This is a genomic window from Lacrimispora amygdalina, assembly GCF_003432035.1.
GTDB lineage: Bacteria > Bacillota > Clostridia > Lachnospirales > Lachnospiraceae > Lacrimispora > Lacrimispora amygdalina.
The window spans coordinates 1-17,558 of the sequence record NZ_QOHO01000073.1 but is presented as its reverse complement, the minus strand read 5'-3'; the positions used below and the strand labels follow the sequence as shown (position 1 = coordinate 17,558).

Here is a 17,558-nt window from a genome sequence, read left to right as displayed (position 1 = left end):
AGGAAAAGAGTGAAAGCTGTAAATGGAAAAGACATGCAGATAAATTGATACTTCTCCTGCATGTCTTTGGCTGTTTAGTTTGTATGAACCTTTTCAGATTTAAATTGTCCGGGAGTGGTTCCTGTATGCTTTTTAAACACCCGGATGAAGTTCTGTTGGGAATTAAAGCCTGTAGTGGAAGCAATCTCTTTTATCGGCTTACCGGTAGACAAAAGCAGTTCCTTTGCTTTCTCTATCCGGTACTGGTTTAAATAATCCACAAAATTGATACCAAAACTCTCTTTAAAAAGCCTGCTTAAGTAACTGGTGGTGGTTTTGCACTGGTCCGCCAGCAGATTCAACGAAAGGTTTGGGTCTGCGTAATTCTCTTCGATGCAGCGTTTTGCCCGGATTAAGTACTTATGCTGCTGCTTTAAATATTTTTCCGACAGTAAATTCACAGCAGCGGTACAAAACGGCACCATAAATTCCTGCATACAGATGGGACTGCCCGCGCATTTATCGGAATAAGGCTCCGGATCAAAGAGAAATGCATATTCTTTTTCATCGGAATCCGTGATGCGGTAGGAGGCAAGTGTGTTTAAAAACGCAAGGCGGTAATATTCATAAGCTCTGCAGATTTCCTCGGGATTACCGTCATGAGGTAAGGTGTGGCAGATATGGAGAGCCTTTTTTAAAGCTGAATCAGTATCCCCTTTCATAATTAAAGCGGAAATGGATTTCATTTGCAGCTGGAAGAAGTGGTAGTTGAATTTCACTGAATCTTCCTCTGTACTCACAGATTTCTCCTCTGCGTTTTGGGACGGGTATTTCTGTCTGGCAAGTCTTTCCAGGCTTTCCTGATAGGAAAAAGACACATTTTGAATGGAACTGCATTTTGGACCAATTTCCAGCAATACTCCGTTTCTGCGGTCATCTGTGGATTGAAAGAAGGATTGTTCCAGCTTAATTTCGAAATCCGTTATTTTGCTATATCCAAGGTCTGCATCGAACTGGATAATTACAGCATAAAGGGAATCATCAATCTGCTGCAGTACATATCTGCAGATACCATCAGAATTCCGCCGAAGAATCTGATTTAAACTGTCTGCGAACTGGTGTCTTAATATTGGTTCAACAAAATCCCGGAATGTTAATGTGATCACTTTACAGGGATTTTCTGTATTTAAGGGACTGCTTATATTTGTGAGTATGTTTTGGATATAAGGGATGTCCATGGGCTTTCCATTTAGGAGATCAAAATAAAACTCTTTTGATATTTTTGGAATCATATTGCTTAAAATATAATCCAGCTGATATTTATGGTTGGATATCTTTAAAAAGCTTTCCGTCAGATAATCCCATTCATTTTTACCGTCAGCACTGTTTCCTCCGCTATCCTCTGATGAGACCATTTTCTTTAATTTCTGCACAGGCATATAGCTTAAGTAAAGGACACACACCGACAAAAGAGTGCTTAAAATCAAAATCAGGGCAAAATAAGGAAGAGAATTCATCAGCACCATGCGTGAGGAGGGCATGAAAGCCATGTCATCTACCAGCAGAACCAGATTAATTCCGGTCTGATTGGACTGACAGAAATAATAATGCTGATTTTCTGAATATACGGTATTTTTACCCTCCTTTATATAGCCTGGTATCATCTCAATAAATCCTTCGGGTACTTTTTCGTAATCCAGCATGCCGGGAAAGAGAGGATTAAAGTCATTGTCATAGGCCAGAAGATGGCTGTAGGATGTCTGGGCAGCTTCCAATGCATCATAAAGGACAGAAGATTTCATCTTCATAAACAGTGTCCCCAGACCCTTTTTGCCATTTAGGGGAAAGTCCCTCACCATATAGACTCTGCCCTTATAAATCTCAATGGAGGTTGTGCGCCCGCTTTTAAGCAGAACTGTGGAAGGGCGGGAGGCAAAGTGTCTGTCCACCAGATCCCTTTCACGGAAAAAGTCCAGAGAGCACTTTTCATAGGTAGAAGTAAGAATCTGGCTGGTCTCTCTTATGTAGAGATAAATTTCTTCCATCCCTTCCGTTTCCTGGCAGTAACCGTTTAGAACAGACCATACCTGGTAATTGGCCACAGAGTTCAAAGGCTTCGGAGTCACCACAGAGTCCACAATGCTGGCATCATATGTAATATGAGTCAGGGAGTTATGGAATCCGGAAAACAAAGTGTCCAGTGTCTTTATGGATACCTCCAGGGTATTGGTGTAAATCAGGTTATTATTTTTTAGAAAGGTGGCCGTAGTCTGATGGTTGACTACCATGGATACCACTGTCATTAAAATTCCGCTGAAAGCCACCATCACAGTAAAGAGCTGTGTCAGAAGTTTTTTGTTCCGGAATTTTCGTAAGATGTCTTTTAAATTATGATTCATGAATTATGGCCCCTCCCAGATGAAAATTTATATAAATGTTACAAAAATAAGTATATAAGATTTGAAGATTGATAACAAGTGCTGAAAGAAGTGATTCTTTTGATAAATTTTGTTCTATTAACAAATATTATCTTTTCAGGGCAATTAATGGAAATCAGTTGAAGAATGGGATATTTACAGCCTGCATACCGGTGGGCTATACTCAGGATACATAAAACGAGCTCGGTTTGATGTGAATTTGTTAGGAGAAAGGGAAAAACATTATGAGAAAAAGAATTATTTGCTGTCTGCTGGCGGCTGTCCTGGGGATTGGCACGCTGTCAGGCTGTGGGGGCGGCGCTAATAGCAGTACCCCGGGAACGAAAGCGGCAGGCGGTACGGAAAACTCTGCCGGTAAAAAAGAAGGCGGAGAAAATGTTGTAACGTTTTCTATGTCTGAGGATGTTTATACATGGGATCCCATGGGACAGCCGGTTGTTCCGTTTTACAGTATTCAGCTTTTGATTTACGATATGCTGGTGCGCACGGATCACGCGGGGAATTATGAACCGGGTCTCGCTACAGAATGGAGCGTTTCCGATGACGGTCTGGACTGGACCTTCAAATTAAGACAGGGAGTTAAATTCCATAATGGAGAGGATTTTAATGCGGATTGTGTGAAGGCTACTCTGGAAAGAGGTGCGTTTAACAATACCTTAAATATGAACTTCCTCTGGTCTGATATTGAATCCGTGGAAGCAGCAGACGAATATACAGCTGTTGTACACTGTAAGAAGCCAATTGGAGATATGCTCAACCAGCTTACCTACATGCCCATGCTTCCGGCAAAGGCTCTGGCAGAGCAGGGAGAGGATATGTTTAAGACAAGCCCTGGTACAGGTCCATGGAAATTTGTCAGCTGGGATCCGGGTAATGAGGCCGTATTCGTAAGAAACGATGATTACTGGGATTGGGGCGATCAGAAATCCAATGTGGATAAGATCATTTACAAGCCAATCTCTGAGGATACCACCCGTGTATCCAGCATGAGAACCGGCGAATTTGATTTGATTTCCAATATTCCTCCGGATCAGGTGGATGTACTTTCCGGTACTGATGGAGTCACAGTGGATTCAAAGCCTGGTACAACCATCAGCTGGATGGCTCTTCAGTGCGGACAGGGAAAACCGTTTGCGGATAAAAATGTGCGTCTTGCCCTGACCCATGCCATAGACCGGAAGCTGATCGTGGAGAGCATTCTGGGCTCCGGTACTCCTGCTTACTGGCCTGTAATGGAAGGTGTTACAGGATATGATAAGGATCTGGAAAGTAAGTACAATCAGTATGATCCCGAGCTTGCAAAGAAGCTTCTGAAAGAAAGCAGCTACAAAGGAGAAGAAATCTACTTTATGGCCATTGACGGAAAAGTACCGCGTACAAAAGAGGTCCTTCAGGCGGTGATGTCCATGATGACGGAAGCAGGATTTAACGTAAAACTGGAGATCATGGAAGGCGCTACTTTTGTAACCAAGCGCTCTGCCGGAGATTATGATATTGCATTCTCAAATGTATTTTACAACAACGGATCTCCATGGAGACATATGATTACTCACTGGCTGTCCGATTCCTGTAATACCCAGCTTGAGAATCCTGAAATCACTTCTCTGTTAACAGAAGCCAGACAAACCATTGACAGAAGCAAACAGGATGAACTGTTAAAGCAGGCGTTTACACTTATGATGGAGGATGGAGGCCGTATGTGCTACTTCATCAATCTGGATACCATCAATGCTTATTCCAATAAGCTGAGCGGAGTCAAGCTTTACAACGATACCATTATTGACCTTTCAAGAGTCATGAAAAACTAATCTATAACCAGGGGGTAATGAAATGCAGAATTTCATGCAGTTTATGGTAAAAAGACTGCTGTCAGCGGTTATCGTGCTTTTTGGCGTATCCATTGTAGCCTTTGGACTTATGCGTCTCGCCCCGGGCAATCCGGCAGCTCTTATGCTGCCGGATAATGCCACAGTGGAGCAGATCGCAGCCGTAGAAGCCAAAATGGGACTGAATAAGCCGCTTATCCAGCAATACTTCATTTACATTGGAGATGTTCTCCACGGAAATCTGGGCACATCTATTTTTTTTAACCGTTCTTGCGGGGAACTGATATTCGGACGTCTTCCGGCAACAGGTTTACTTACCTTTGCTGCAGTAGCTGTGTCAATCTTAGTCAGTTTTCCCATGGGAATTATATCAGGAATCAAGAAGGGGTCAGCAATTGATTTTTTCTCCATGGTATTTGCTCTTTTAGGAATGTCCATGTCCCAGGTATGGCTGGGGCTGCTCTTTATCCTGTTTTTCGGAGTTTTTATGGGAGTGCTTCCCACCCAGGGGTACGGTTCCTTTCGGAATCTGATTCTTCCGGCACTAACCCTTGGACTGCCCCTTGCCGCTTTAGTCACAAGAATGCTTCGTTCCGGAATGTATGAGGTTCTGGAAGAGGATTACATCACAGCGACAAAGGCAAGAGGAATCGGTAATTTTAAGATCTATACCAGATATGCTTTAAAAAATGCTCTGCTTCCCACCATTACCATCATCGGAATGCAGATCGGACAGCTTCTTGCAGGGGCCATTATTGTGGAACAGGTATTTGGCTGGCCGGGACTTGGAAGTCTGACTGTAAAAGCCATTAACATGAGGGATTTTCCTCTGATTCAGTCCATCCTGCTTGTAACGGCTTCCCTGTTCGTAATCATCAATATTCTGGTGGATATCATCTATGTGGCTGTTGATCCGCGCATGAGCCTGAATTAGGGAGGAAACAACATGAAAAAAAGTGAATTGCTTCGAAGAATGAAAAAGTCGAAGTTTTTTGTCATCGGGCTGGTCATAGCTGTTTTTGTTACTCTGGCAGCCTTCACTTCACCGCTGTTTGTGGTTCATGATCCCATACAGTCGGATTTACGCAAACGTCTGATTTCACCGGAATTCCTTGGAAATGGAATAAACGGATACATACTGGGCACAGATGCCCTTGGACAGGATATTTTTACAAGGCTGGTTACCGGCTGCCGTATTTCTTTATTAATAGCAGCAGCAGGGGTGCTGATTCCTGCCTTAATCGGAACTGCACTGGGGGCAATTGCAGGATTTTTCGGCGGCACCATCGATAACGTTATCATGCGTATCTGTGATATACAGCTCTCTATTCCCACCATGGTTCTGGCAATTACCGTAATGGCAATTTTCGGCAACAGCGTACCCAATCTTTTGCTGGTACTTGCCATTGTGGGCTGGACCTCTTACACGAGGGTGGTGCGGGGAAGTGTAATGGGAATCCGCAACAGCGAATTTATCCAGGCATCAAGAGTACTTGGCGCTTCCAATGCCAGGATACTTATAACCCAGGTCCTTCCCTGCGTGCTTACTCCGCTCATTATCTTAATGAGCCAGCAGATCGGATTTGTCATTCTGACTGAGGCTAACTTAAGCTTCCTTGGCATGGGAGTTCCCCTTCCAAATCCGTCGCTGGGCTCCATGATTGCAGATGGCAGAGAGTATATCGCCACTGCCCCCTGGACGGTAGTCGTTCCGGGAGTGACGTTAATGATCATTGTACTGGCATTTAACTTCCTTGGTGACGGAGTACGCGACATTCTGGATCCCAAAAACAAAGATTAAGGCTGGAGGCGACAACATGGCACCATTGTTGGAAATAAAAGATTTGCATGTAGAATATAAAACCGGGCGGGCGACCGCAAAGGCGCTGAATGGAATTAATTTAACCATTGAGCGGGGAGAGGCGCTGGGGCTTGTGGGAGAGACTGGAGCCGGTAAGACAACCATTGCCTTATCCGCCTTAAAGCTGCTTCCCAGAGAAGTGGGCAACATAACCGGTGGTTCCATACTTTTTGATGGAAAATCGGTTCTGGATATGAATAACAAAAGCTTGGAGGAGATGAGAGGAAATAAAATATCCATGATATTCCAGAATCCTCTAAGCTCCTTAAATCCATTATTTACCGTTGGAGAACAGATCTCCATGGTAATCAGAAAGCATGAAAAGCTAAGTAAAAAGGAGGCTGCAAAAAGAGCACAGGAGCTTTTAGAACTGGTAGGAATTGCAAAATACCGCTTAGATGATTTTCCTCATCAGTTTTCCGGCGGTATGAGACAGAGAGTAGGAATTGCAGCAGCTCTTGCCTGTAATCCGGAGCTTTTAATTGCCGATGAGCCTACCACAGCTCTTGATGTGACCATTCAGGCACAGATTTTAGAACTGATGAAGGAGCTTCAGAGGAAGCGTTCCAGCTCGCTGTTAATGATCACCCATAACCTGGGGATTATTGCGGAGCTTTGCCAGAAGGTTGCGGTCATTTATGCAGGAACCATCATTGAATATGGCACTGTGGAAGAAGTCTTTACAAACCCAAGGCATTGGTATACAAAAGGGCTTTTGGGTGCCATTCCAAACTTAAGCGGTCCGAGAAACCGTCTGGCTTTCATTCCGGGAAATGTGGCCAATGCCTGTTTACTGCCTTCCGGCTGTAAATTCCATCCCCGCTGTACATCCTGTACAGACCGCTGCAGGAAGGAAGTGCCGCCGCTGCAGGAATATGGTACGGGTCATCTGGTGGCCTGCTTTGAAAGGGAGGAAGCAAATTAATGGAGAAGCAGAATCTTCCGGTCATTGAAGTCCGGAATTTAAAGAAGCATTTTAAAGTAAAAAACAAAGGAATCCTTCATGCGGTTGACGGTATCAGCTTTTCTGTCATGCCAGGAGAAACTCTGGGACTGGTTGGGGAATCCGGATGCGGAAAATCCACAGTGGGAAATGTAATCATGAGGCTTCATAAAGCAACAGACGGAGAGGTCCTTTATAAGGGAAGCAGTGTTCTGGACTCCAAGGGCAATGAAAGCATGGATTTCAGAAAGAAAATCCAGATTATTTTCCAGGATCCCTATTCCTCTTTAAACCCCAAAAAAACCATACAAAGCATAATGGAGGAGTCCTACCGGATCCATAACCTCTGTTCAGGAAATGAACGGCGGGAGCGGATTGAAGAAATCATTGAGCTTTGCGGACTGGAAAAATACGTACTGGATAAATATCCTCATGAGCTGGATGGCGGAAAGCGTCAGCTGGTTGGGATCGCCAGAGCATTATCCTTAGGACCGGAATTTATCGTCTGTGATGAACCGGTTTCCTCTCTGGATGTGTCTATTCAGGCCACAATCATTAATCTTCTGATGGATCTGCAGAAAAAAATGAATTTATCCTTCCTGTTTATTTCTCATGATTTAAGCGTGGTAAGGCATATCTCCCAGAAAGTGGCAGTGATGTATTTAGGGCAGATCATAGAGATGGCGCAGACAGACGAGATATTTGCCAATGCGCGTCACCCCTATACCATCGCCTTACTGTCAGCAGTTCCCAAAATTAATTTTAAGGAGAAAACAAGCAGGATTGTACTGACCGGAGATGTGCCAAGTCCTATTAATCCGGGAGAAGGCTGCAGATTTGCACCCAGGTGCTTTTTATGCAGAGATATCTGTAAAACCCAGAAGCCGGATTTAAAAGAAGTGGAACCGGGCCATTTTGCAGCCTGCCATTTTTATGAAGAATCAAGGGAAAAAGCAAGAGAGATGGAAGCAGGGAGGACATGATGGATACAAAAATCAGTGACATTCAGGTAATACTTACGGCACCGGAAGGAATTAATCTGGTGGTTGTAAAGGTGATAACCAACCAGCCGGGACTGTACGGGCTTGGCTGTGCGACATTTGCCTACCGCCATCTGGCAGTAAAGACGGTAGTGGAGGAATATTTAAAGCCCCTTCTCACAGGCAGAGAGGTGGACCGGATCGAAGATATCTGGCAGCTCATGCACCAGAACGGATATTGGAGAAACGGGCCAATTGAGAATAATGCGATTTCCGGAGTGGATATGGCATTGTGGGATATTAAAGGAAAGATGGCAGGCATGCCCGTATACCAGCTGTTTGGCGGAAAATGCAGGGAGGGAATTCCGGTTTACCGCCATGCAGACGGAAGGGATGCTGAGGAAGTCTGTGATAATATCCTGCGTTTTAAGGAAATGGGTATAACCAATATCCGGTGCCAGTGCGGCGGTTATGGCGGAGACAGCTATGGGACCGTTCCGTCTACAGCTCCAAAGGGCGCATTAAGCGGTGTGTATCTTGATTCCAGGGAATATATCCAGAATACGGTCAAACTTTTTGAGAACATCAGGAACCGGATCGGATATGACATGAATCTGGTTCACGATGTTCATGAACGGATCGCTCCGGTAGATTCCATCAAGCTGGCAAGAGCACTGGAACCTTATGACTTATTTTTCCTTGAGGATCCGGTTCCCATTGAACAGCTTCCCTGGCTTAGAAATTTGCGGCAGCAGACAAGTATTCCCATTGCAGAGGGAGAACTGTTTAATCATGCTGTGGAATGGAAGCAGATTATTGCGGAACACCTTATTGACTTTATCCGGGTTCATTTAAGTCAGATCGGTGGCATTACTCCGGCCAGAAAGCTTCAGATTTTTGCAGAGCAGTATGGGGTAAGAACGGCATGGCACGGACCTGGAGACATGTCACCCATTGCCCATGCAGCCAATATTCATTTAGACCTTTCCTCACCGAATTTCGGTGTACAGGAGTGGTCGGGAATCGAACCGCCTAATTTTGTCATCCAGGATTTAAAAGGTCCAAGAGGAGCGTTATTAGAGGTATTCCCCGGACTTCCGGAATTTAGTGACGGTTATGTGTATGCAAATGACAAGCCAGGTCTTGGAGTTGATATCAATGAAAAAGAAGCCGCAAAATATCCATGCGAAAGTACCGTTGTCACCTGGACTCAGACCAGGCGCAGGGATGGAGCGCTTCAGACCCCTTAATTAATAGTAGAAGAAACAAGGAGGAAATAACAATGAAGTCTTGTGTAATTACCAGTCCGTTTCATTATGAGATACGTGAAATTCCCATACCGGAACCGAAAGATAATGAAGTGTTAATTCAGATGAAATCAGCCGGTGTATGCGGCAGCGATTTACATATCTACAGAGGTGAGAATCCCTGCTCCACCTATCCTCTGGTGCCTGGTCATGAAAATGCCGGAATTGTGGCAAAAACAGGTAAAAATGTTACAAATGTCAAAGTTGGAGACCACGTAGTAGTAGACTTAATCATCACCTGCGGCGAATGCTATCAGTGCACCCATGGAAGAGAAGAAGTGTGCGAGCATGTGCTGGTGAGAGGAAGCGGTACCGACGGAGGGTGGAGAGAATATTTTACAGCACCCGAAGATGATGTATATAAAATAGAAGATTCCATTCCATGGAAAGACGCTGCCTTAATCGAGCCAATTGCCATTGGGGCCCACTGCACAAAACGGGGCAGAATTCAGCCTGATGATACGGTATTTATCCTTGGAACAGGAACCATTGGAACCATTATTCTTCAGGCATGCAAGGTGATCGGCGCAAAGGTGGTCTGCTGTGATATTGACGACGAGTCTTTAAAACGGGCAAAATCCTTTGGAGCAGATGAAACCATTAACAGCAAAACAGAAAATATTGCCGAAAGAATATCTCAGATTACCGGCGGACACGGCTGTACGGCTGCATTTGATTCCGCCTGCTTCCCGGGAAGTCTCACGCTCCTCTTACAGCCGGGAATCGTATGCAACGCAGGCAGAGTGATCCCCATGGGATTTTCAGATAAACCGGAAAGTTTCAGTCAGGCGGATATTAACAAGCGGGAACTTGATATTATAGGAAGCAGAATGAGCGCCTATCAGTTTCAGCCTGTAGCAAAGAACATGGCAGAGGGAAAATACCAGTTAGAAGGTCTTGCCACAACCTTTGTAAAATTCAGTGAAATTGAAAAGGTATTTAAGAATATGGAAAATCCGGATCCGGCAGTAAAAAAGACCGTAATATTATTTGATTAGCAGGGAGGAACAGACATGATATCAAACAAATTTGATGTAACAGGAAAGCATTGTATTGTAACTGGAGGTGCTCAGGGGTTATCCAGAGGAATGGCAGAGGGTCTTTTGGAAGCCGGCTGTAAAGTAGTGCTGATTGATGTACAGGAAGAAAAACTGAAACAGGTGGTAAAGGAATATCAGGATAAAGGCTATGAAGCCTACGGCGTAGCGGGGAATCTGGCAGACCGCGAGGATATAAACCGGATCTTTGATGAGTCCATGGATCTTTTAGAAGGAAAGCTTGATGTGCTGATTCCGGCAGCCGGAATTCAAAGAAGACATCTGCCTGAGGAATTCCCCATGGAAGAGTGGGATCTGGTCGTGGATATTAATTTAAACCACGTATTTATCATGATTCAGAAAGCGTTAAAGGTTATGCTTGCCCAGTCAACAGGAGGTAAGATCATCACCATCGGTTCCATGGTTACATGGTTTGGTGGCACCACCGTACCTGCTTATACCGCCACAAAAGGCGCAGTTTCCCAGCTGACCAAGAGTCTTGCCGTAGACTGTGCAGGACGGGGAATCAACATCAACTGCATCTGCCCCGGCTATATGGATACTGAGATGTGTGCAAATATGACTCAGTCCAGAAAAGATGAATGCACCGTAAGAATACCAGCCGGCAGATGGGGAACACCGGAAGATTTAAAGGGACCGGTACTATTCCTTGCATCCTCCGCTTCCGATTATTTAAACGGAACTGCCATTCCGGTAGATGGCGGATATCTTGTAAAATAGAGTTAGTCCACAATAAAGAGGAAGCTGCAGACCATTACTGGCTGAAGCTTCCTCTTTAGAATATATATATGAAATCCCTGGATTCAGGAATGCAATATTGACGATTTTTAATCACATTTTTAGGTTGAGCCGGCAAAGAAGCTTTTCAGAGCAACTCTGCCGACTTAGAAAACATATGTAGAAAGCGCTCTGACCACTTTGTGGGATCTTTCATGTTTATGATAATATCATACATGGTAAATGTAAAGGAATTTTGACCAGGATCTAAAAATAGTATGAAAACAATGAAGAAATTATGACAGAAATTGGTACAGTAACAATATCCTCTCTGCAGATACTATCATATAGTAGAAAAATTCCCATTAAGCAAAAACGGTATTGCCTGACAGATGAAAATATGGTATTTATATAGTTGTTAGTTAAAACTAACCTGTGCACCATGCAAAACAGGCGGTTACAGTTTTTAAATGATAAGTGGGAAACAAATTTCAAGATGGAGGTATGGATATGTTACTGGAAAGGCATTTAATTGAATATTGTTCCCCAACCCTGGCTTCTTTGAAAACCGCAAATCTGTTTAATCATTCCTTTACATCGAAAGAGGAACTGAACCGCCAGCTGGAATATTTAAACCTGCAGCTGGGAGAAAAAGGAATATCATTGATTGAATTATACAGACGCGGGAATAAGGCTCTGATTTATGTATATCGAAAGTCTCATTTAATGAAGGATTTAAACCGGCCGGGAGTAAGCAGATTTTTAAAAAATTACGGATATGAAACCATGGATGTGGACCTTGCCCTTGCCAGATTAAAAATCCGTCTGAAAGAGGAGGAAGGTTTCCCTCATGAAATCGGGTTATTTCTTGGATACCCGCTTGGAGACGTAATTGGATTTATCCGCAACTCAGGAAAAAACTGTAAGTGCTTAGGCTGCTGGAAAGTATATTGCAATGAATGTGAAGCGGTGAAAACGTTTGCCAGATATCAAAAATGCAGGACCATATATTCACGGCTCTGGAGAAATGGAAGGACGGTCTGGCAGCTTACGGTAGCTGCTTAAGCAAATAAAAGGAAAGAAAGAGGTAGGATAAGATGAGTAAAGTCGCAGTTGTTTATTGGAGCGGAACCGGTAATACGGAAGCTATGGCAAATAAGGTGCTGGAAGGTGCTAAGGCAGCAGGTGCAGATGCAGCTTTGTTTACAGCTTCTGAGTTTAGTGCAGATCAGATGGATGAATACGATGCTGTTTCCTTTGGCTGCCCTTCCATGGGAAGCGAAGAATTAGAGGATGGCGAATTTGAGCCGATGTTTAAGAGCTGTGAGTCCAGGCTGAATGGAAAGAAGATCGCGTTATTTGGCTCTTATGGCTGGGGAGACGGTGAATGGATGCGCAATTGGGAAGATTCTGTAAAATCCCTGGGTGCCGTATTGGTGCATGACAGCGTGATCTGCAACAATGAGCCTGACGAGGATGGAGCTGCCCAGTGTATTGAACTTGGAAAGGCACTTGCATAATCATAGAAAACATGGGTATGAGACGTTTAAAAATGTCCTGCCCATGTTTTTTGCAAAGAAATATGGTAAAAAAATAAAAAAACTGAGTTTTCAATTCGAAAACTCAGTTTTTTATTATGACCTATCCGGGAATCGAACCCGGGTTTCCGCCGTGAGAGGGCGGCGTCTTGACCGCTTGACCAATAGGCCGTTGCCTGTCATCGCTGACAGCTTCATTATAATATCACAGGTATTCTCATTTGTCTACTGTTTTTTTGTAAAAATAAAAAAATTGTCAAAAGCAGATTTTTTATGATATACTTTGCAATAGAAAAAAAGGAGGCTTAAGGTGAAGTATGGAACGGAAAAATCGGGAAATACAGTATGATTATCTGCGGGTAATTGCAGTTATCGCAATTATTATGGTGCATTCCATTCCGGCTGAAGCAGCCAATGACAAACAGTGGTTTTTTTCCGCTGCTTTCATGCCTGTGCTTTTGTCCTTTGTAGGTATCTATTTTATGCTCAGCGGTTTGTTTATTCTTGATCATGGAACAGAGAACATTCTGGCATTCTATATAAACAGGTTTCGCACCATTGTCATTCCATTTGGATTCTATACCGGGATCTTTTATTTCTACTATAATGTATATCTGGGGCAGGAAAAACTCACTGCCGTTGAGCATATGAAAGCCTGGTTTTTGGGATGGCTGACGGAAACTACACCTATGGCTCCCCATATGTGGTTTATGTATGTGATTCTTGCGTTGTATCTATGCGCCCCCTTTTTGTCACGTATGCTCCGTGCCATGAACGACCATGAGTTAAAGATTTTTCTGGCTATGATTCTTATCATTCAAAGCCTTTTGGTCTATCTGCGACCGCTTGGTTTTTTAGCGGAAGAGTCTTTTCAATACATGATATTTAAAGGCTGGCTGATTTACTTTGTGCTGGGATATTCCTTAAAGCGCTTATATCACAACAGCAGATACCTTCCTTTTGCAGCAGCAGGTCTTGCAGGATTTGCGCTGACAATGTTTCAGAAGTGCTTTACGCCTTCCTTTACACCGGGAATTCATGATCTGGCTCCTACTGTGACAGCCATAGCTTCATCCATTTTTCTGTTTTTTGAGTTTTATGGAAACGTATCAATCCCACTGATAACAAAAGCATGTGGTTTTATCAGCAGACACAGTTATTCCGTGTATTTAATCCATTATCTGGTATTGGGACAGTTATCCGCTGTAATAATAGAAAAAACCTGGATCAGACATTTTTATGTTCCCAAAATCCTCTGCCTGACGGCGCTGACATTATTAATTTCTCTGGTCGTGGCCTGGTTACTGGATGAAACGGTTCTGAAACTGTTAAAGCGGATTATGGAACTGATATGGAAACGGGGAATGACAGATAAAGGAGAAAAATGATGGCAAAGAAAAGCAGTTGTGAATATTGTATGTATTATCAATACAATGAAGACTATGAATATTATGAGTGTGTAATAAATTTGGACGAGGATGAGATGATGCGTTTTTTAAGTGATTCTCATCAAAGCTGTCCTCACTTTAAATATGGCGACGATTATTCTGTAGTGAAGAAGCAGATGTAAAAAATAAATACCCCTTAAAAAGGGAGGAGCCGGTATCCCTTACGAGGAATACCGGCAATTATGAAAAAAATTCTTATCTCAAAGTATGTTGGCAACATCTTTTTCTGATGATTTCAGTATATCTGTAAAATATGAAGAGAGTTTGTCCGGCTTGTAACAATATTGTGACCAGAATGTGAACAATAAAAGGAAAACGGCAGTCTGTAAACGACCACCGTTTTTTGTGTCTTAATAAAATCAGGATTCCTGAAAATGGTAATTGTCCAGCAGCTGGTTTTTCATGTTCCAGAGCGGCTTTGATAAATCAACGTGGACCTCATGAGGATTTACCAGACGCCTGGATTCATCCCAAAGCGTATCAAGCTCTTTTTTACAATAAGTCTGGATATCCATAACGGCAGGAGACTCATAGACGCATTTACCACCCTGGAATACAGGAATCAGTAAATCCCTCATGGTATAAGTATTTGGGGCAAGGTGTGTTTTTTTCCAGGTTTCAATGGGATCAAAGAGAAGAAGAGAATGATTTTCATCATATACTTCTCCCTCCAGACAGATTAAATCAGCAATTATCTTGCCGGTCTCTCTGCTGTAAATACGTTTGATGGCTTTATTTCCCGGATTCGTAATCTTCTCAGCATTTTCTGAAAGCTTTATTTTCGGATTAAACTCACCAGTCTTACGATCCAGTACAGCCGCCAGCTTATACACTCCTCCAAAAGAAGGACAATCCTTGGAAGTAATTAAATTTGTCCCCACTCCCCATGAGTTGATGGTTGCACCCTGGATCTTTAAGCTGTTGATCAGCGTTTCGTCAAGGTCGTTGGAGGCAGAAATTATAGCATCAGGAAAGCCTGCTTCCGTAAGCATTTTCTTGGCTTTTTTAGAGAGATAGGCAAGGTCTCCGCTGTCTAACCGGATTCCGTAGCTGGTAAGAGGAATATTAGCTTCTTTCATCTCTTTGAATACCTTTATGGCATTCGGAACACCGGATTTAAGCGTATCATACGTATCTACTAGCAGAATACAGGCTTTTGGATAAAGCTTCGCATAGCTGCGGAATGCAGTCAGTTCATCAGGAAAGCTCATAATCCAGCTGTGGGCATGTGTACCCTTAACCGGAACGTTAAACATCTTTCCTGCCAGGACATTGGAGGTTCCCACACAGCCTCCGATCATGGCAGCACGGGCACCATAGATTCCCGCATCAGGACCCTGAGCGCGGCGCAGACCAAACTCCATTACCCCGTCACCCTCAGCGGCATACACCACACGGGCAGTCTTTGTGGCAATTAAGCTTTGATGGTTAATGATCGTGAGAAGTGCCGTCTCGACTAACTGTGCTTCCATGATGGGAGCGATGACTTTTACCAGGGGTTCCCGGGGAAATATGACGGTTCCTTCCGGTATGGCATAGATATCGCCTGAAAATCTAAAATGAAGCAGATATTCTAAAAAGTCTTCCTCAAACAGTCCGGTAGACCTTAAGTAGTCCACATCCTCACTGTTAAATTCCAGTTCTTTTATATATTCAATTACCTGTTCCAGACCAGCGCAGATCGCATAACCGTTTCCGCCGGGATTACTGCGGTAAAAAGCATCGAAGATTACGGTCTCGTTGGCATCTTTCTCTTTGAAGTAACCCTGCATCATGGTTAACTCATAGAGATCTGTTAATAAAGTTAAATTGCGCTGGCTCATAGTTTTTCTCCTTTTTACAAATCCTTTTCGCACATTATACCATATGTTTACAAAAATACAATTACATTGACAAAATAATAACAATATCGACAAAAAGAGAATAAACAATTAAAATGTCTAAATAAAATCAATTATCTGAATAAATATATACAATTTTACAATTGAAAAATAAATAATGAATAAAGTATAAAATATCTTGCAAAATAGGGCGCTATGATTTATAATAATATCATCTACAAAAGATATTAAGTTACACCTGATTTTTAAAATAATTCATAAGACAGAGCCAAAGGAGGTCGATTCCACCAAAACAGTTGTTTCGCCTGTTGACTGACAAAGTGCTCAGGCAAAAGATAAGACGTTTCCCCACATATTGATCAGACCATAGGATTCCAGCAGTTCACAGACGTGGAACATGGCTGAACGATCCGGCAATTCATTGATGTGCCTATGATTGGTCAGGACTATATTAAGAATTATTCGCTGGTTCTATCCAGTGATTTAAACCCAATGGTTCCATGACAGCATAGAAGAATGAAAATAGGAAGCAGAATAATTGATATTGCATAAGGGATCAGCAAGGGAAGCGAAAACAAGTTCATATAGAAAATCATCCAGAGAAGCACCAACAAAAATCTAAAGAGAGGTATAAAGTAACGAATGGATGAAAACGTGTAGAGCGGGTATCGAATTGAAGAAAGAATTCGGTACCCGCTCTGTTTTTGTTTTTATAAAAGTGACGATTGATAGGTAAATGTGCAAATATTAGTACTCAGTGTGTACAATTTTGGCAGTTGGGTTGTAATGTACATCAAAAGGATATAGAATGAAAGCGTTTTTAGTACCATAATGTAAAAATCAAAAGAGGAGGTTATGAATGCTTTTAATCGCCATATGTGATGATAATAAAAAAGATGCTGCCAGAATTGCGAAATTTGTTAAAAGTTATATGAAATCCGGATCTATTCCATTTCAGATATTAATTTTTAAGTCAGGGGAAGAACTGCTTGGTTTTGAGGGAAAGCTTGATTTGATTTTTCTTGATATTGCGTTAACAGGAATCAATGGAATTCAGGTTGGTAAGATGATATGGGAAATGAACAGGAATGTGAAAGTCATCTATACGACCAGTTATAAACAATTTTGCAGACAAGCCGTTAATTATGTCCATGCATTTGCTTTTTTGGAAAAACCTGTTACAAAAAACAATGTAGAACGTCAGCTTCAGGAAATTATACAATATATTCAGGAAGAACATGGCAAAATAGAGGTTGTAAATTTTGAGATTTTAGAAGTCACAAAAGCAGGAGAATTGGAAAGCAGAATAAAAAGTTTTGAAGTAAATGATATCTTTTACTTCGAATATATCAATAGGAAAATAAAAATAAAACTTCAAAATGAAGAATATTTTTTTATAGATAAAATGAAAAATTTAGCAGAAAGGATGCAAAAGTATAATTTTGAGGCCTGTCATCAAAGTATTCTGGTGAATTTAAGACATATAAAAAATATAAAAGGTTACGAAGTTCTTTTAAATAATAATGATAAACTTCCTGTTTCCCAGAAAAAATCAGCGGATTTCAGGAAAAAGCTAAATAAATTCATACAAAGTAATGTATAGGTGACAAACTATAAATAGT

Annotated in this window: 15 protein-coding genes and 1 tRNA gene; 13 read left to right on the top strand and 3 right to left on the bottom strand. The window is 42.4% G+C overall.

The window, feature by feature from the left end:
- Positions 1 to 74: 74 nt before the first annotated feature.
- Positions 75 to 2,378, bottom strand: a complete 2,304-nt coding sequence (locus DS742_RS21890; RefSeq protein ID WP_117419090.1) for a helix-turn-helix domain-containing protein — start codon at positions 2,376 to 2,378, stop codon at positions 75 to 77.
- A gap of 263 nt (positions 2,379 to 2,641) precedes the next feature.
- Between DS742_RS21890 and DS742_RS21885 the strand changes: the two genes are divergently transcribed.
- The 10 genes from DS742_RS21885 (at position 2,642) to DS742_RS21840 (ending at position 12,629) form a co-directional block, all read left to right on the top strand.
- Positions 2,642 to 4,225 carry an ABC transporter substrate-binding protein gene (locus DS742_RS21885; RefSeq protein ID WP_117419089.1) on the top strand — a complete coding sequence of 528 codons (1,584 nt, stop codon included), beginning with the start codon at positions 2,642 to 2,644 and terminating at the stop codon, positions 4,223 to 4,225.
- Between the two features lie 22 nt (positions 4,226 to 4,247).
- Positions 4,248 to 5,177 (top strand): ABC transporter permease, encoded by a 930-nt coding sequence (locus tag DS742_RS21880; protein WP_117419088.1) that lies wholly within the window; start codon positions 4,248 to 4,250, stop codon positions 5,175 to 5,177.
- A 12-nt stretch (positions 5,178 to 5,189) separates the two neighbouring features.
- Positions 5,190 to 6,044 (top strand): ABC transporter permease, encoded by an 855-nt coding sequence (locus DS742_RS21875; RefSeq protein ID WP_117419087.1) that lies wholly within the window; start codon positions 5,190 to 5,192, stop codon positions 6,042 to 6,044.
- 16 nt (positions 6,045 to 6,060) lie between these two features.
- The gene (locus DS742_RS21870; RefSeq protein WP_117419086.1) at positions 6,061 to 7,029 is read left to right on the top strand and encodes an ABC transporter ATP-binding protein; all 969 of its coding nucleotides are present in this window, start codon (positions 6,061 to 6,063) and stop codon (positions 7,027 to 7,029) included.
- Positions 7,029 to 8,030 (top strand): ABC transporter ATP-binding protein, encoded by a 1,002-nt coding sequence (locus DS742_RS21865; RefSeq protein WP_117419085.1) that lies wholly within the window; start codon positions 7,029 to 7,031, stop codon positions 8,028 to 8,030. Before DS742_RS21870 ends, DS742_RS21865 begins: the two co-directional genes overlap by 1 nt.
- Positions 8,027 to 9,277, top strand: a complete 1,251-nt coding sequence (locus DS742_RS21860; protein WP_341457684.1) for an enolase C-terminal domain-like protein — start codon at positions 8,027 to 8,029, stop codon at positions 9,275 to 9,277. Before DS742_RS21865 ends, DS742_RS21860 begins: the two co-directional genes overlap by 4 nt.
- Before the next feature lie 32 nt (positions 9,278 to 9,309).
- On the top strand, positions 9,310 to 10,332 hold the full coding sequence (locus DS742_RS21855) for an alcohol dehydrogenase catalytic domain-containing protein (protein WP_117419083.1): 1,023 nt from the start codon (positions 9,310 to 9,312) through the stop codon (positions 10,330 to 10,332).
- 15 nt (positions 10,333 to 10,347) lie between these two features.
- Positions 10,348 to 11,112 (top strand): SDR family NAD(P)-dependent oxidoreductase, encoded by a 765-nt coding sequence (locus DS742_RS21850; RefSeq protein ID WP_117419082.1) that lies wholly within the window; start codon positions 10,348 to 10,350, stop codon positions 11,110 to 11,112.
- 507 nt (positions 11,113 to 11,619) lie between these two features.
- Complete coding sequence (locus DS742_RS21845) at positions 11,620 to 12,174, top strand: DUF3793 family protein (RefSeq protein WP_117419081.1); 555 nt, start codon at positions 11,620 to 11,622, stop codon at positions 12,172 to 12,174.
- Between the two features lie 32 nt (positions 12,175 to 12,206).
- Positions 12,207 to 12,629 (top strand): flavodoxin, encoded by a 423-nt coding sequence (locus DS742_RS21840; RefSeq protein WP_117419080.1) that lies wholly within the window; start codon positions 12,207 to 12,209, stop codon positions 12,627 to 12,629.
- Between the two features lie 117 nt (positions 12,630 to 12,746).
- Here the strand turns inward: DS742_RS21840 and DS742_RS21835 are convergent.
- Positions 12,747 to 12,818: transfer RNA gene (locus DS742_RS21835), tRNA-Glu, on the bottom strand.
- Positions 12,819 to 12,964: 146 nt separating this feature from the next.
- Between DS742_RS21835 and DS742_RS21830 the strand changes: the two genes are divergently transcribed.
- Complete coding sequence (locus tag DS742_RS21830; RefSeq protein WP_117419079.1) at positions 12,965 to 14,035, top strand: acyltransferase; 1,071 nt, start codon at positions 12,965 to 12,967, stop codon at positions 14,033 to 14,035.
- Complete coding sequence (locus DS742_RS21825) at positions 14,035 to 14,217, top strand: DUF6472 family protein (protein WP_117419078.1); 183 nt, start codon at positions 14,035 to 14,037, stop codon at positions 14,215 to 14,217. The genes DS742_RS21830 and DS742_RS21825 overlap by 1 nt, the downstream gene beginning before the upstream one ends.
- 237 nt (positions 14,218 to 14,454) lie before the next feature.
- Here DS742_RS21825 and DS742_RS21820 read toward each other — a convergent pair whose 3' ends face one another.
- Positions 14,455 to 15,918 carry a nicotinate phosphoribosyltransferase gene (locus tag DS742_RS21820; protein WP_117419077.1) on the bottom strand — a complete coding sequence of 488 codons (1,464 nt, stop codon included), beginning with the start codon at positions 15,916 to 15,918 and terminating at the stop codon, positions 14,455 to 14,457.
- A gap of 877 nt (positions 15,919 to 16,795) precedes the next feature.
- On the opposite strand from DS742_RS21820, the gene DS742_RS21815 reads away from it, so the two are divergent.
- Entirely contained in the window at positions 16,796 to 17,539 is a 744-nt protein-coding gene (locus DS742_RS21815; RefSeq protein ID WP_117419076.1) for a LytR/AlgR family response regulator transcription factor, read from the top strand.
- The last annotated feature ends 19 nt before the right edge of the window (positions 17,540 to 17,558 follow it).

Excerpts from the sequence above, each read along its gene's own strand:
- DS742_RS21845 (WP_117419081.1), top strand. The coding sequence starts at position 11,620 with ATGTTACTGGAAAGGCATTTAATTGAATATTGTTCCCCAACCCTGGCT.
- DS742_RS21880 (WP_117419088.1), top strand. The coding sequence starts at position 4,248 with ATGCAGAATTTCATGCAGTTTATGGTAAAAAGACTGCTGTCAGCGGTT.
- DS742_RS21840 (WP_117419080.1), top strand. The coding sequence starts at position 12,207 with ATGAGTAAAGTCGCAGTTGTTTATTGGAGCGGAACCGGTAATACGGAA.
- DS742_RS21875 (WP_117419087.1), top strand. The coding sequence starts at position 5,190 with ATGAAAAAAAGTGAATTGCTTCGAAGAATGAAAAAGTCGAAGTTTTTT.
- DS742_RS21815 (WP_117419076.1), top strand. The coding sequence starts at position 16,796 with ATGCTTTTAATCGCCATATGTGATGATAATAAAAAAGATGCTGCCAGA.
- DS742_RS21850 (WP_117419082.1), top strand. The coding sequence starts at position 10,348 with ATGATATCAAACAAATTTGATGTAACAGGAAAGCATTGTATTGTAACT.
- DS742_RS21890 (WP_117419090.1), bottom strand. The coding sequence starts at position 2,378 with ATGAATCATAATTTAAAAGACATCTTACGAAAATTCCGGAACAAAAAA.
- DS742_RS21860 (WP_341457684.1), top strand. The coding sequence starts at position 8,027 with ATGATGGATACAAAAATCAGTGACATTCAGGTAATACTTACGGCACCG.
- DS742_RS21820 (WP_117419077.1), bottom strand. The coding sequence starts at position 15,918 with ATGAGCCAGCGCAATTTAACTTTATTAACAGATCTCTATGAGTTAACC.
- DS742_RS21825 (WP_117419078.1), top strand. The coding sequence starts at position 14,035 with ATGGCAAAGAAAAGCAGTTGTGAATATTGTATGTATTATCAATACAAT.
- DS742_RS21830 (WP_117419079.1), top strand. The coding sequence starts at position 12,965 with ATGGAACGGAAAAATCGGGAAATACAGTATGATTATCTGCGGGTAATT.
- DS742_RS21855 (WP_117419083.1), top strand. The coding sequence starts at position 9,310 with ATGAAGTCTTGTGTAATTACCAGTCCGTTTCATTATGAGATACGTGAA.
- DS742_RS21885 (WP_117419089.1), top strand. The coding sequence starts at position 2,642 with ATGAGAAAAAGAATTATTTGCTGTCTGCTGGCGGCTGTCCTGGGGATT.
- DS742_RS21870 (WP_117419086.1), top strand. The coding sequence starts at position 6,061 with ATGGCACCATTGTTGGAAATAAAAGATTTGCATGTAGAATATAAAACC.
- DS742_RS21865 (WP_117419085.1), top strand. The coding sequence starts at position 7,029 with ATGGAGAAGCAGAATCTTCCGGTCATTGAAGTCCGGAATTTAAAGAAG.